The organism is Photobacterium phosphoreum (assembly GCF_002954725.1).
Lineage (GTDB): Bacteria > Pseudomonadota > Gammaproteobacteria > Enterobacterales > Vibrionaceae > Photobacterium > Photobacterium phosphoreum.
The window spans coordinates 2,406,140-2,419,235 of the sequence record NZ_MSCQ01000001.1 but is presented as its reverse complement, the minus strand read 5'-3'; the positions used below and the strand labels follow the sequence as shown (position 1 = coordinate 2,419,235).

Here is a 13,096-nt window from a genome sequence, read left to right as displayed (position 1 = left end):
CCATGAAATTTATACGAGGCTTAATGCTGTGTTTATTGGCCGTACCAATGTTGGCTCAAGCAACGACAGTCGATCAAACTAACCCTTATAAAATGATGGATAAAGTATCTGCGCATTTGTTTGGTACGTTAAAAGCGGAACAAGCAAAAATTAAAGCTAACCCCGAAGAGCTAAGAGTGATCGTTAAGCAAGAGTTATTGCCTTATATTAATGCTCGTTATGCCGCTTACAAAGTTTTAGGATCTAATTTACGTAATACAACTGCAGCGCAACGTGATGCATTTACAGCGGCATTTACGGATTATTTAGTGGCATCGTATGCACAAGTATTAACGCAATACACAGGTCAAAAAATCGAATTAGAGTCACCAAAAGCTGTTCCTGCTGATCGCAGTATAATTTCGGTTCGAGTGGATATTGTTGATCCGCAACGCCCGCCAATTCGTCTTGATTTTAAATTACGTTTAAATAAAAAAACCAAAGAATGGCAGGGATTTGACATGGTAGCTGAAGGTGTCAGTATGCTTTCAACTAAACAAAGTGAATGGAGTGGTCAGCTACGTACCAAAGGTATTGATGCGGTAACACAAAGTTTACGTGATTTGGCGGCAAAACCGATTCAAATAGAGACCAACTAACCATGGCTGTGGATAAGATAAGTTGGCAGATGATTGCGGAAGGGCAATACCGCTTGTCAGGGTCGTTAGATCGTGACACAGTGCCTGATTTTTGGCGCCAAAAAAAACAATGGATGCCACATAATAAGCAGTTAACACTCGATCTTGCTGACTTGTCTCGAGTAGACTCTGCAGGCATGGTAATGTTGCTGCATTTATGCCAGTACCTTAAGCAAACGGGGAGCCGTGTGATATTACACAATGTCCCTAAGCAGCTTAAGACGCTGTTTCGCTTAAGCCATATCGAACCAATGTTAGCAGCTTGCATGGAGTAAGCTGTAGAGAGGATAGCTTGTGGAAATCTCTGAAATTAAACAAATTCTAGAAAGCGCTTTAGACGTTGATGAAATCATCGTAAAAGGTGAAGGTAGCCACTATCAAGTGATCGCAGTGGGTACATTATTTGACGGCATGAGCCGTGTTAAAAAACAACAAACAATTTATGGTCCATTAATGGATCGTATTGCAGCAAACGACATTCACGCGTTAAGTATTAAAACATATACGCCTGAAGAATGGGCGCGTGATAAAAAATTAATGTCGTTATAGAGAGCTAAATGATGCAAAAGTTTCGTATTCAGGGCAGTGGCCCATTAAGTGGTGAAGTGGCTATTTCTGGTGCTAAGAATGCAGCACTACCGATTTTATTTGCAGCGTTACTTGCTGAAGGTCCGGTAGAAATTGCCAATGTGCCTCAGTTACGTGATATTGATACCACTATGGAATTACTATCACGTTTAGGCGTGAAAGTGTCTCGTAATGGTTCATCTGTACACATTGATGCTAGTGATGTGAATGAGTTTTGTGCACCGTATGATCTTGTAAAAACCATGCGTGCATCTATTTGGGCATTAGGTCCATTAGTGGCACGTTTTGGTCAAGGTCAAGTGTCATTACCCGGTGGTTGTGCAATTGGTGCACGTCCGGTTGATTTACACATTGTGGGTCTTGAGCAGCTTGGCGCAACGATCACCTTAGATGAAGGTTATGTTAAAGCCTCTGTCGATGGTCGTCTTAAAGGCGCACATATCGTAATGGATAAAGTCAGTGTTGGCGCAACCGTTACTATTATGTCTGCAGCAACACTTGCTGAAGGCACAACCGTCATTGAAAATGCTGCTCGTGAACCAGAGATTGAAGATACTGCCGCATTCTTAAATGCGATTGGCGCTAAAATCACTGGCGCAGGCACGGCAACCATCACGATTGAAGGTGTTGAACGTCTTGCTGGTGGTAACCATGAAGTGGTTGCTGACCGTATTGAAACCGGTACGTTCTTAGTGGCAGCTGCAGTTTCTGGCGGTAAGATCGTATGTCGCAATACTAAGCCTGAACTACTTGAAGCTGTACTTGCTAAGCTAGAAGAAGCGGGCGCATTGGTTGAAACAGGATCTGATTGGATCAGTCTTGATATGACCGATCGTGAGCTTAAAGCCGTGAATATTCGTACTGCGCCGCATCCAGGTTTTCCAACCGACATGCAAGCACAATTTTCGCTATTGAACTTAATCGCGAAAGGCACAGGTATTATTACTGAAACGATTTTTGAAAACCGTTTTATGCATATTCCTGAATTGATCCGTATGGGTGCCCACGCTGAAATCGAAGGTAATACTGTGATTTGTGGTGATACCGATGGTTTAAGTGGCGCACAAGTAATGGCGACGGATCTACGTGCATCAGCTAGCTTAGTGATTGCAGGCAGCATTGCGAAAGGCGAAACCATTGTCGATCGTATTTACCATATCGATCGCGGTTACGAATTTATTGAGCAAAAATTCAGTGCGCTAGGAATGAACATCGAGCGTATCTCTGAGTAAGCTGTAATAGTTTCAAGCAAAAAAAGCCTCGCACTGTGCGAGGCTTTTTTATTGCTGGTTTGCTATGATTTTTTGTTAATCGTTACCGTGATAGGTGCCTATTTCGGTGGATTCGTCATGGGTGGCCGATTAGCAACTGTCACTGGAATCATCATTGGTTTACCATCACGTAAAATCTTGACTTGAATATGGGTGCCAGGGCGAATATCGGTCACTATATCTCGCACACTTTGAACATTACTGACTTCTTTACCGGCAATTTCAATCACAATATCATTTTTCTTAAATCCGGCTTTTGATGCGGGGCCGGTCGGATCCATACCATCAACGATGATACCATTGACCTTGGCGACATCATAAAGTCGCGCCATTAAAGGATTGATTTCACGGCCTTGAATACCTATCCAACCTCGAATAACCCGCCCATCAGAAATCAGTTTTTGCATGATTTTAATTGTTAGCTGATAGGGGATCGCAAATGAAATGCCATAGGTTTCAATATTGGTTGCTTGCTGGAAAGAAGCGGTATTTATCCCGACTAATTCACCACGCGTATTGACTAATGCACCACCAGAATTGCCTTTATTAATTGCAGCATCTGTTTGAAGGAAATCTTGCGGACCATAAAAACTCATCCCCGATCGTCCTGTTGCCGAGATGATGCCAAAAGTCGTGGTTTGACCGAGATTATAAGGGTTGCCTATCGCCAGTACCACATCACCCACCGCAGCTTTATATTGTGGATTCACAGGGATTACGGGTAAGTTATCGGCATTGATTTTCAATACTGCGAGATCGGTTAATTGATCTAAACCGATCAATTGCGCATTGAGTACGCGACCATCTTGAAGGGCTACAATGATTTGATCAGCATGAGCAACCACATGGTAGTTAGTGACGATATAGCCTTTATCACTCATGATAACGCCGGATCCTAACCCTTGAGTACGTAACTCACGTTCTTCGCTATTACTGTTGTCATAACGGCGGTTATAAATATTCACGACTGCTGGCGATGCACGGCGAACGGCATAATTAAAAGAAAGCGGGGTTGGACCGCTATCGGGTAATGATAAGGACACTGGCGTCGTTGGGCGTAAATCAGGAACGGCAATTAGCACAACAATAGCGGTGATAAGGCCGAGAAGAATTGAACGGCCAAGAAATGCCAGCATTAACTGTCCTTATAAAATGGGTAATAAAAAGGTGCTAACAGAATAGCACCCATCAGGAGTGAGACCAACTTTTGGCGTGATTGTCGTAGTTAGATTAAAGCAACCTTATCAGTGCTGCTATTATTGGTTCGGTTATGGCTAGCGAATAATGATATACAACACATTATTGCCACGTTGAATTTCAAGCGCGATGACTTTGGGTGGATGTTCCAGCGCTTTACGCAGTTGACCCAGATTATTAATTGTGGTGCGATTAAGACCAATAATAATATCACCCTTAAGTAATCCAGAACGTGCCGCGAGTGATCCTTTCATAAGTTGGCTAACTTTAACGCCATGAGCTTTACCATTAAACATAGTATTAGTGAGTTTGGCACCCATTAAGCTAGAGTGAAGATCATCAGCTTGGACGCTATTATCGCTACTAGCACCAAGAGTAACGGTAAATTGTTGTAATTTACCATTACGCATTGCTTGTAGGGTTAAAGTTTTCCCTGCTCCCAAGGTTGCTACTTTAGCGCGTAATTCACTGAATGAACGAATAGGGCTGCCATTTACGGTGGTAATGATGTCGCCTGCTTTTAGCCCCGCTTTTTGGGCGGCTGAATTTGGCATGACTTGGTTTACAAACGCGCCTTGATTAGTGTCATAACCAAATGTTTTCGCTAATTCTGCAGTCAGTTCACGCCCTTGTATGCCTAATGTTCCCCGTTGGACATGACCAAATTTAATAATTTGTGCCGCAAGGTTATTAACCATATTAGATGGAATAGCAAAGCCAATTCCGACGTTACCCCTATCTGGTGCTAGGATCGCGGTATTAATACCGATCAGCTCACCATTGAGGTTAATCAGTGCGCCACCTGAATTACCACTATTAATGGCAGCGTCGGTTTGAATGAAATTTTCAATATTTTCAAGATTTAAACCACTACGGCCTAAAGCCGATACAATACCTGAAGTCACGGTTTGTCCGAGACCAAAAGGGTTACCAATCGCAATCGCAAAATCACCGACTCGTAACTTGTCGGAGTTGGCTAATTTAATCGCGGTTAATTTTTGTGGGGTATTGATTTGTAGTAAAGCTATATCAGATGATTTATCACTACCAATTAGCTTCGCAGTGACTTCGTGACCATCATAAAGCTGAACCATAATTTTATCAGCGTTATTGATCACATGCTGATTGGTTACAATATAGCCTTTGTCAGCATCAATAATAACCCCAGAGCCTAAACCTCGAAAAGGACGCTCTTGCACTTGTTCGCTTGGAAAGTTCGGACCAAAGAAAAATTGATAAGCTTCGGGGAGCCGTTGCTTTGAAATCTGTTTCCCTTCAATAGCAATGCTAACAACTGCAGGTGTTACATGTTCAAGCATAGGAGCAAGGCTGGGAATAGATTGATTATTTACCGCAATAGGTAATGCGGCATTAGCCGTGATAGGCGATATAAGAGTACTGACAGTTAAAGCTAATGCACTAATAACAAAAAGGTTTTTCTTAAGCATAATTTAACTCCGAGTTAACAAGTTAAAGTATGACTTGTTAACCGGAATTAAGTTCCCCACCACGGTATTTTTCAGTAGAAGTCTTAGAATTGAGATTAAACGTTAGCTTGCTTTAACTTGCGGCTCTGGCATTACAATTTCAGTGTCGCGAACGGTGGCGGCTTTATCACTAAATAGCCCTGTCGCGCCATTGGCGTAGTCTCGAGGTTGATGATCCATGACTTCGTCTTCAATTGGTTCGTTATTCTTTACCTGTTCTAAGGTGGTTATTCGTTGTGCGAACGGGTTATCTTGGGTCGGTAAATTAGGCATCAGTTCTGCCGATGTCTTTGCCATGTGTTCATAGAGCTTACTGTAATCTTTTGAAATGTTATCTAATAATTCAGCGCTGCGAGCAAAATGGTCGACTAATTCTTGGCGATATTGTTCCAGCTCGTATTTTGATTTATCGAGATCTTTTTTTAATGAGATTTGCTGATTTTGGGTTTTATTGGTTAAGCGACTGACGATGTAACCAATAAAGATCCCAGCAATAAATATAGAAATTGCAATAATCCAACTCATAGCCATGATAATTCCTTGTGATTTTAGTGTTAATACGTGTATTGCTAGTCAGCGTGCTGCTTATTAATAGGTAATAACATTATTACTATACCTTGAGTGGGTTGCACTGGAAACTGATTCAATCATATATTGTGACTATTTATGCTCTAATTCTATGGCAGTAAGATGAAAAAGGATGACTGCAAATGACACCGTTAGATAAATATAATACCGATCTGCAACGTATTGATTTTTTTTCAGATCCTGCTCAAGCTCAAGCGGTTGCTCATTTAGATGATTTATACCATCGATTGATAACGCCAATAGCCCCACTACCTGCCACGACTGGATGGCATCGATTATGGACAGCAACAAAAGCATTATTGCTTACCGACGATGTTCAAGCAGATATCGTGCCAGTTACCGGACTCTATTTTTGGGGGGGTGTTGGACGTGGGAAAACCTATTTAGTTGATACATTTTATGACTGTTTGCCGATTGAGAGGAAAATGCGGATACATTTTCATCGTTTTATGCATCGGGTTCATCAACAGTTGCAACAGCTTGATGGCGTTGAAGATCCGTTAGAGCATGTAGCGGATAATTTTAAACAACAAACTGATATTATTTGTTTCGATGAGTTTTTTGTTAGTGATATTACCGATGCGATGATTTTAGCAACCTTGCTTGATGCCCTGTTTAAGCGTGGTATTACTTTGGTAGCAACATCGAATATCGCCCCGAGTGGTTTATATCGAAATGGTTTGCAACGTGCACGTTTCTTACCTGCTATTGCGCTGATTGAACAATATTGTCAGGTGGTTAATGTGGATGCTGGGATTGATTACCGGCTACGAGCATTGGCACAAGCTAAAATCTATTATTCACCTTTAGGTCAGCAAGCGGATGATAATTTAGCCCGTTATTTTGAGCAGCTGACTTTTGAACCTCGTTATGCCACTAAAGATATTATGATCAATCGCCGTCCAGTCACCGCTCAACGTGAAGCGAGGGGAGTGATACAGTTTAGTTTTCAGCAGCTATGTCAAACAGCACGTAGTCAAAATGACTATATTGAAATTGCACAGCTCTATCATACTGTACTCGTGGCTGATGTGATGGTGATGGAAGAGCAACATCAAGATGCCGCGCGCCGCTTTATTGCGATGGTAGATGAATTTTATGAGCGTAATGTCACTTTAATTATCTCTGCCGCAGCACCTGTAACTGAGCTTTATATCAAAGGACGGTTATTATTTGAATTTGAGCGCTGTTGTTCGCGCTTAATTGAAATGCAAAGTGAGCAATATTTAGCAAAACCCCATTTAATTGATTAATTACAGCTGTTGAGTGATTAGGAAGATCAGCATTTTTAGTATGATTAGCACACTTTAAGTTGTGATTTATTGGCCTAATTAGCAATTAATGGCCGTTGATATGAAAAAAAACCATTTATTTTGGGAAAAAAGGTGATTTTTTCCGCACCCTTCTCTATAATCTTGCGACCCACCGTACCTGTATGGCGAAAGCCAGGAGTACCACCCACTCGAAGGGGTGATGACTGGGCTCTTAACAGAGGAATCATCATTCGATGGTTCTAGTAAGTGAAACTATTTAAATAATGGGTATTAATTAGCATGAAAACTTTCGTTGCTAAACCAGAAACTGTAAAACGTGACTGGTATGTTGTTGACGCTGAAGGTAAAACTCTAGGTCGTCTTTCAACTGAAATCGCTTCTCGTCTACGTGGCAAGCATAAGCCGGAGTACACTCCACACGTTGACACTGGTGACTACATTGTAGTTATCAATGCTGAGAAAGTAGCAGTAACTGGTAAGAAGCGTACAGATAAAATGTACCATCACCACACTGGCTTCATCGGCGGCCTTAAGTCAATCAGCTTTGATAAGCTAATTGCTAAGAAACCAGAAATGGTTATTGAAACTGCTGTTAAAGGCATGCTTCCAAAAGGTCCTCTAGGCCGTGCTATGTTCCGTAAGCTTAAAGTTTACGCGGGTACTGAGCACAACCATGCTGCACAACAGCCTAAAGTACTAGACATCTAATTGGGAATTATGACAATGGCAGAGAATCAATACTACGGCACTGGTCGCCGTAAAAGCTCAGCAGCTCGCGTTTTCATCAAACCGGGTACTGGTAACATCGTAATCAACAAGCGTAGCATCGAAGAGTACTTCAGCCGCCCAACAGCGCGCATGGTAGTTCTTCAGCCTCTTGAGCTTGTTGGTATGACTGAGAATTTTGACCTATACATCACTGTTAAAGGTGGTGGTATTACTGGTCAATCTGGTGCTATCCGTCACGGTATCACTCGTGCTCTTATGGAATACGATGAAACTCTACGTCCTGCTCTACGTGCAGCTGGCTACGTTACTCGCGACGCTCGTTGCGTTGAGCGTAAGAAAGTTGGTCTACGTAAAGCACGTAAGAAACCACAGTTCTCTAAGCGTTAATTTTACGCTTCCAGATTTTTATATCTGGATACTGTGTACAGAAAAGCTCAGCCCTCGGGTTGGGCTTTTTTTTGATTATTTTCTATGAAAGTATTGTTTATTATCCTCAATAGAATATTTTCGCACCTCGCACCTCGCACCTCGCACCTCGCACCTCGCACCTCGCACCTCGCACCTCGCACCTCGCACCTCGCACCTCGCACCTCGCACCTCGCACCTCGCACCTGTTTTTCTATAAACTTCAATGCATAATAACGAAAAATAACACATCTCCAATATTTGCGACTAAACAATGGTGTTAACTTGTGAATGTATTGACCTTTACTTATTCTTTAAATGTTGGCGATAATTTAAAACTGTAGCAATATTGTTGCTGCAGCATGTTTAGGTAAGTTTGCATCTAAGCGCTAGGGATATATAACAATAAAAATCCAAGCAGGAGCTATCGGAGAAAAGGGATGAGCAATGTGCGAATAAGTAATGGAAGACGTCGCTTTCTAACGGCAACAACTTCAATCGTCGGTGGTATAGGGGCGATGGCAATTGCAGTGCCGTTTATTAAATATTGGAATCCGAGCGAGAAAGCGAAAGCTGCGGGGGCGCCCGTTGAAGTTAATATCAGTAAACTCGCTGACGGACAGATGATCCGCGTTGAATGGCGAGGTAAACCGGTATGGATTGTTCGTCGCAGTAAAGCAGTATTACAGCAACTTGTCACTCACGATGATCAACTTCGTGATCCCGCCTCTGAAGAACCGCAACAACCGGCTTATGCGCAAAATTTACATCGTTCATTAAAGCCTGAAATTTTTTTAGCTGTGGGTATTTGTACTCATCTAGGCTGCTCGCCAACGTATTTACCCAATAGTTTTAGTGATCAAGTCAGTGGTGTTGCCGCTGGCTTTTTTTGTCCATGTCACGGTTCAACCTTTGATATGGCTGGGCGAGTGTTTGCAGGCGTCCCCGCACCGCTTAATTTGGTGGTTCCACCGCATCAATTCTTAGACGATGACACCATTTTGGTTGGGCTTGATAAGGAGACGGTATAATGGCCGGTTTACTTGATTGGGTAGATAAACGTCTACCAGTAACAAATGCATACCGTAAGCATTTGTCCCAATACCCAATGCCTAAGAACTTTAATTTTTGGTATGTATTTGGTTCGTTAGCGATGTTAGTACTGGTGAATCAGATTCTGACAGGAATTTGGTTAACCATGAATTATGTGCCATCAGCCGATGGTGCGTTTGCTTCAATCGAATACATCATGCGAGATGTTGAGTATGGATGGTTATTGCGGTATATGCATTCGACCGGCGCATCAGCATTTTTTGTGGTGATATATTTACACATGTTCCGTGGCCTAATCTATGGCTCTTATCAAAAACCGCGTGAGTTGCTGTGGTTATTTGGGATGCTGATCTTTTTGATATTGATGGCTGAAGCCTTTATGGGGTATTTGTTACCGTGGGGACAAATGTCTTATTGGGGCGCACAGGTTATCATTTCCTTATTTGGTGCGATCCCAGTGATCGGTGATGATCTAACGTTATGGATCCGTGGCGATTATGTCATTTCTGGCGCAACCTTAAACCGTTTCTTTGCCTTACACGTAATAGCGTTACCGTTAGTATTATTATTATTAGTGGTATTACATGTGTTGGCGCTGCATGAGGTCGGGTCAAATAATCCCGATGGTATTGATACCAAGTTGCCAAAAGGCAGCAAAGGGGATGACTATCAAACCCAGTTCACTTTTCATGAAGATTACACCAAAAAATACGACATTATTGATTCGATCCCGTTTCATCCTTATGGCACGGTTAAAGATCTAATTGGGGTGGCAGTATTTGCACTTTTCTTCAGTTATGTGATCTTTTTTGCCCCTGAAATGGGCGGTTATTTTTTAGAAGCGCCAAACTTTGAAGCCGCTAATCCAATGAAAACCCCTGAACATATTGCCCCTGTTTGGTACTTCACCCCCTTTTATGCCATTTTGCGCGCGGTACCCGATAAATTGCTCGGGGTTGCCGCAATGGGAGCTGCAATTGTATTTTTATTCTTATTACCGTGGTTTGATCGCTGTAATGTGCGTTCGTTCCGTTATCGTAGCCGGTGGCATTTAGTGAATCTGGCTCAATTTACGGTGAGTTTTATCGCGTTGGGTATATTAGGATCGTTGCCTGTCACCCCTTTGTTTACCGTGCTGGCACAAATATTTAGTTTTACCTATTTTATGTTTTTTATTGTGTTGTTTTTTTACAGTAAAAATGAAGCGACTAAACCGCTACCGAAGAGGGTGAACTTCAAATGAAACAATGGATTGTAGCACTGCTTATTTGGCTGCCGACATTGGCATTTGCTGGTGGTGGAAATATAAGTTTGCAAGCGGCTAATAATGATTTAACAGATAAAGCCTCTTTACAACGGGGGGCCCAATTGTTCGCTAATTATTGTGCGGGTTGCCACTCAACCCAATATCAGCGCTATGAACGGGTTGCGACTGATTTAGGTATTCCGCGAGAACTCATGCAGCAGCATTTGATGTTTGATCCAAATGCTAAAATTGGCGACTTAATGACAAATTCAATGTCAGAACAATACGCTGCAACGTCATTTGGTGCCCCTACACCTGATTTAACGATGGTTGCTCGAGTGCGTGGCACCGATTGGTTATATACTTATTTACGTTCATTTTATGCTGATCCGAGTCGTCCATTTGGGGTTAATAACACCCTTTTCCCAAGTGTTGGTATGCCCCATGTATTGGAAGAACTTCAAGGTGTCCCTCGTAAGATTTACGAGACTCAAATGATTGATGGCAGTCCGACTCAAGTGTTAATGGGCATTGAATCTGATGGTAGTGGTGAGCTAAACCCACAGCAGTATGATAACGCTGTGCGCGACATCGTTAACTTTTTAGATTATTCCGCTGAGCCAATGAAGCTTGAACGACAACGGTTAGGATTGTGGGTAATGGGGTTTATTGCCATATTCTTAGTATTAACAGTGTTGTTGAAGAAAGAATATTGGCGTGATGTCCACTGATAAGGTAATCTAGTGGGTTAAGAATCTCGCAATGGGGGCTTGAGCCTCCATTGCTTTTTGTGTATTGAAATATACTGGAGGGGTTGATGGCTGTTGCTGCCAATAAACGCTCTGTGATGACTCTGTATTCTGATGCTTCAGACATCTACAGCCATCAGGTGCGTATCGTACTAGCCGAAAAAGGCGTTAGTGTTGAAATTGAGCTGGTTGATCCAATGAACCTGCCGGAAGATCTGTTAGAACTGAACCCATACAGTTCAGTTCCAACATTGGTTGATCGCGAATTAGCGTTATACCAAGCTAACATTATTATGGAGTACTTGGATGAGCGTTTCCCTCACCCACCTCTAATGCCTGTTTATCCTGTTGCCCGTGGTAATAGTCGTTTGATGATGTACCGTGTTGAGCGTAACTGGTACTCACTGGCTGACAAGATTAACTCAGGTACTGCTGATGAAGCTGATAAAGCACGTAAGCAATTACGTGAAGAGCTATTAGCGCTGGCACCTGTATTTGCTGAATACCCATTCTTTATGAGTGACGAATTTAGCCTAGTTGATTGCTACCTAGCTCCACTGCTATGGCGTTTACCTGAAATGGGTATTGAGCTAAGTGGTACTGGTGCTAAAGAAGTGAAGGCATATATGACACGTGTATTTGAACGTGATTCATTCCTTGCTTCTTTAACTGAAGCTGAACGTGAAATGCGTTTAACTGGCCAGTAATTATGGATATGGAAAATATGACGCCGCGTCGCCCTTATTTGTTGCGCGCGTTTTATGATTGGTTGGTTGATAATGACCTTACGCCACATTTAGTCGTTGATGCGACTTTACCTGGTGTAAAGGTGCCTATGGAATTTGTTAGTGATGGTCAAATCATTCTTAACACAGCGCCTATGGCAGTGGGTAACCTTGAATTGAGCAATGAAGCAGTCAGCTTTAGTGCCCGTTTTAGTGGTCGTCCACATTCAGTTATCGTACCTATGTATGCGGTATTGGCTATTTATGCACGTGAAAACGGTGCAGGAACGATGTTCGAGCCAGAAGCCGCATATGATACTGAAACCGCTATCTATGATGATGAGCATGCGTTAGAAGACGATATCAGTGATGATGTTGTGTCTCCTGCAGTTTCGCCATTTGCAGTCGTTACTGAAGCGGCTGAAGGTGATGAGCCTGATGATGAGCCACCACGTCCACGTGGTCGTCCAAGCTTACGCGTTGTCAAATAACATTGGCAATCAGCTAAAATAAAAACGCAGCCAGTGGCTGCGTTTTTTTATGGCGGTAATAACGCTATTGATTAAGAGCGTTGTGGTTTTTCAAACAGCGTAACAACGTGCTCAACCCCTGAAACATTACGGGCAATATTCGTTGCTACTGCAGCTTGCTCTGGTGCGACATAACCCAATAAAAATACCCGTTTATTTTCGGTGATCACTTTGATAACCACATTGGTGAGTTGTTTACTGGCAATCAGCTGCGATTTTACTTTAGTGGTTAACCACGCATCGTTACTAATACTCGTCATCGCTAATAACGGTCGCACTTGAATTTGATCATAAATATGATCGACATCAGTGATACCGCGGACTTGATTAACAAATGCTTGTTTTAGCTGTGGTGATGCTGCTTGGCCGACTAGTAATATCCTACCGTCTAATGCCACACTATCGATACTCAACTTTTTAGTATATTTACGCGTATGGGCAATACCCGCAATATCCATTTCTATTTTTTGATCTTGCCAATGTTGAGTATTGTCACGCGGATCTTGGGTTGAAAAAACAGAGCAGCCAGACAGTGATAAACTCGATATAACGAGTAACGCTAATAACCACTTCATCA

Annotated in this window: 16 protein-coding genes; 12 read left to right on the top strand and 4 right to left on the bottom strand. The window is 42.4% G+C overall.

The window, feature by feature from the left end:
* Window positions 1-2 precede the first annotated feature (2 nt).
* From mlaC to murA, 4 genes are read left to right on the top strand one after another with little or no spacing between them, the layout of a single operon-like run.
* A complete protein-coding gene (gene mlaC / locus BTO21_RS10615; protein WP_045030113.1) occupies window positions 3-638 on the top strand; it encodes a phospholipid-binding protein MlaC in 636 nt (211 codons plus the stop codon).
* A gap of 2 nt (window positions 639-640) precedes the next feature.
* Window positions 641-952 (top strand): STAS domain-containing protein, encoded by a 312-nt coding sequence (locus BTO21_RS10610; protein ID WP_045030115.1) that lies wholly within the window; start codon window positions 641-643, stop codon window positions 950-952.
* 19 nt (window positions 953-971) lie between these two features.
* A complete protein-coding gene (gene ibaG / locus BTO21_RS10605; protein ID WP_045030117.1) occupies window positions 972-1,226 on the top strand; it encodes a BolA family iron metabolism protein IbaG in 255 nt (84 codons plus the stop codon).
* 11 nt (window positions 1,227-1,237) lie between these two features.
* Entirely contained in the window at window positions 1,238-2,497 is a 1,260-nt protein-coding gene (murA, locus tag BTO21_RS10600; protein WP_045030131.1) for a UDP-N-acetylglucosamine 1-carboxyvinyltransferase, read from the top strand.
* Window positions 2,498-2,595: 98 nt separating this feature from the next.
* Here the strand turns inward: murA and degS are convergent, their stop codons facing one another.
* From degS to zapG, 3 genes are all read right to left on the bottom strand, one after another.
* Window positions 2,596-3,672 carry an outer membrane-stress sensor serine endopeptidase DegS gene (gene degS, locus BTO21_RS10595; protein WP_045030119.1) on the bottom strand — a complete coding sequence of 359 codons (1,077 nt, stop codon included), beginning with the start codon at window positions 3,670-3,672 and terminating at the stop codon, window positions 2,596-2,598.
* A 138-nt stretch (window positions 3,673-3,810) separates the two neighbouring features.
* On the bottom strand, window positions 3,811-5,181 hold the full coding sequence (locus BTO21_RS10590; RefSeq protein ID WP_105026795.1) for a Do family serine endopeptidase: 1,371 nt from the start codon (window positions 5,179-5,181) through the stop codon (window positions 3,811-3,813).
* A 102-nt stretch (window positions 5,182-5,283) separates the two neighbouring features.
* On the bottom strand, window positions 5,284-5,745 hold the full coding sequence (gene zapG / locus BTO21_RS10585) for a Z-ring associated protein ZapG (protein ID WP_065192184.1): 462 nt from the start codon (window positions 5,743-5,745) through the stop codon (window positions 5,284-5,286).
* Between the two features lie 185 nt (window positions 5,746-5,930).
* Here zapG and zapE point away from each other — a divergent pair, with 185 nt between their 5' ends.
* The 8 genes from zapE (at window position 5,931) to sspB (ending at window position 12,480) form a co-directional block, all read left to right on the top strand.
* Window positions 5,931-7,061 (top strand): cell division protein ZapE, encoded by a 1,131-nt coding sequence (gene zapE / locus BTO21_RS10580; RefSeq protein ID WP_105026794.1) that lies wholly within the window; start codon window positions 5,931-5,933, stop codon window positions 7,059-7,061.
* Between the two features lie 300 nt (window positions 7,062-7,361).
* Window positions 7,362-7,790 carry a 50S ribosomal protein L13 gene (rplM, locus tag BTO21_RS10575; RefSeq protein ID WP_045030122.1) on the top strand — a complete coding sequence of 143 codons (429 nt, stop codon included), beginning with the start codon at window positions 7,362-7,364 and terminating at the stop codon, window positions 7,788-7,790.
* Window positions 7,791-7,805: 15 nt separating this feature from the next.
* Window positions 7,806-8,198 carry a 30S ribosomal protein S9 gene (gene rpsI / locus BTO21_RS10570; RefSeq protein ID WP_045030124.1) on the top strand — a complete coding sequence of 131 codons (393 nt, stop codon included), beginning with the start codon at window positions 7,806-7,808 and terminating at the stop codon, window positions 8,196-8,198.
* A 458-nt stretch (window positions 8,199-8,656) separates the two neighbouring features.
* A complete protein-coding gene (petA, locus tag BTO21_RS10565; protein WP_105026793.1) occupies window positions 8,657-9,247 on the top strand; it encodes a ubiquinol-cytochrome c reductase iron-sulfur subunit in 591 nt (196 codons plus the stop codon).
* Window positions 9,247-10,512, top strand: a complete 1,266-nt coding sequence (locus BTO21_RS10560) for a cytochrome b (protein WP_045028125.1) — start codon at window positions 9,247-9,249, stop codon at window positions 10,510-10,512. The genes petA and BTO21_RS10560 overlap by 1 nt, the downstream gene beginning before the upstream one ends.
* Window positions 10,509-11,246 carry a cytochrome c1 gene (locus BTO21_RS10555; protein ID WP_045028124.1) on the top strand — a complete coding sequence of 246 codons (738 nt, stop codon included), beginning with the start codon at window positions 10,509-10,511 and terminating at the stop codon, window positions 11,244-11,246. Before BTO21_RS10560 ends, BTO21_RS10555 begins: the two co-directional genes overlap by 4 nt.
* An 86-nt stretch (window positions 11,247-11,332) precedes the next feature.
* Complete coding sequence (gene sspA / locus BTO21_RS10550; protein ID WP_045028122.1) at window positions 11,333-11,971, top strand: stringent starvation protein SspA; 639 nt, start codon at window positions 11,333-11,335, stop codon at window positions 11,969-11,971.
* A gap of 2 nt (window positions 11,972-11,973) precedes the next feature.
* The gene (sspB, locus tag BTO21_RS10545; protein ID WP_045028120.1) at window positions 11,974-12,480 is read left to right on the top strand and encodes a ClpXP protease specificity-enhancing factor; all 507 of its coding nucleotides are present in this window, start codon (window positions 11,974-11,976) and stop codon (window positions 12,478-12,480) included.
* A 71-nt stretch (window positions 12,481-12,551) separates the two neighbouring features.
* Here sspB and BTO21_RS10540 read toward each other — a convergent pair whose 3' ends face one another.
* Window positions 12,552-13,094 carry a BON domain-containing protein gene (locus tag BTO21_RS10540; RefSeq protein ID WP_045028119.1) on the bottom strand — a complete coding sequence of 181 codons (543 nt, stop codon included), beginning with the start codon at window positions 13,092-13,094 and terminating at the stop codon, window positions 12,552-12,554.
* Between the last annotated feature and the right edge of the window lie 2 nt (window positions 13,095-13,096).

What these genes read in the sequence shown, in the direction of transcription:
- mlaC (WP_045030113.1), top strand. Translation starts at nt 3, where the DNA reads ATGAAATTTATACGAGGCTTAATGCTGTGTTTATTGGCCGTACCAATG.
- BTO21_RS10610 (WP_045030115.1), top strand. Translation starts at nt 641, where the DNA reads ATGGCTGTGGATAAGATAAGTTGGCAGATGATTGCGGAAGGGCAATAC.
- murA (WP_045030131.1), top strand. Translation starts at nt 1,238, where the DNA reads ATGCAAAAGTTTCGTATTCAGGGCAGTGGCCCATTAAGTGGTGAAGTG.
- degS (WP_045030119.1), bottom strand. Translation starts at nt 3,672, where the DNA reads ATGCTGGCATTTCTTGGCCGTTCAATTCTTCTCGGCCTTATCACCGCT.
- BTO21_RS10590 (WP_105026795.1), bottom strand. Translation starts at nt 5,181, where the DNA reads ATGCTTAAGAAAAACCTTTTTGTTATTAGTGCATTAGCTTTAACTGTC.
- zapG (WP_065192184.1), bottom strand. Translation starts at nt 5,745, where the DNA reads ATGAGTTGGATTATTGCAATTTCTATATTTATTGCTGGGATCTTTATT.
- zapE (WP_105026794.1), top strand. Translation starts at nt 5,931, where the DNA reads ATGACACCGTTAGATAAATATAATACCGATCTGCAACGTATTGATTTT.
- rplM (WP_045030122.1), top strand. Translation starts at nt 7,362, where the DNA reads ATGAAAACTTTCGTTGCTAAACCAGAAACTGTAAAACGTGACTGGTAT.
- rpsI (WP_045030124.1), top strand. Translation starts at nt 7,806, where the DNA reads ATGGCAGAGAATCAATACTACGGCACTGGTCGCCGTAAAAGCTCAGCA.
- petA (WP_105026793.1), top strand. Translation starts at nt 8,657, where the DNA reads ATGAGCAATGTGCGAATAAGTAATGGAAGACGTCGCTTTCTAACGGCA.
- BTO21_RS10560 (WP_045028125.1), top strand. Translation starts at nt 9,247, where the DNA reads ATGGCCGGTTTACTTGATTGGGTAGATAAACGTCTACCAGTAACAAAT.
- BTO21_RS10555 (WP_045028124.1), top strand. Translation starts at nt 10,509, where the DNA reads ATGAAACAATGGATTGTAGCACTGCTTATTTGGCTGCCGACATTGGCA.
- sspA (WP_045028122.1), top strand. Translation starts at nt 11,333, where the DNA reads ATGGCTGTTGCTGCCAATAAACGCTCTGTGATGACTCTGTATTCTGAT.
- sspB (WP_045028120.1), top strand. Translation starts at nt 11,974, where the DNA reads ATGGATATGGAAAATATGACGCCGCGTCGCCCTTATTTGTTGCGCGCG.
- BTO21_RS10540 (WP_045028119.1), bottom strand. Translation starts at nt 13,094, where the DNA reads ATGAAGTGGTTATTAGCGTTACTCGTTATATCGAGTTTATCACTGTCT.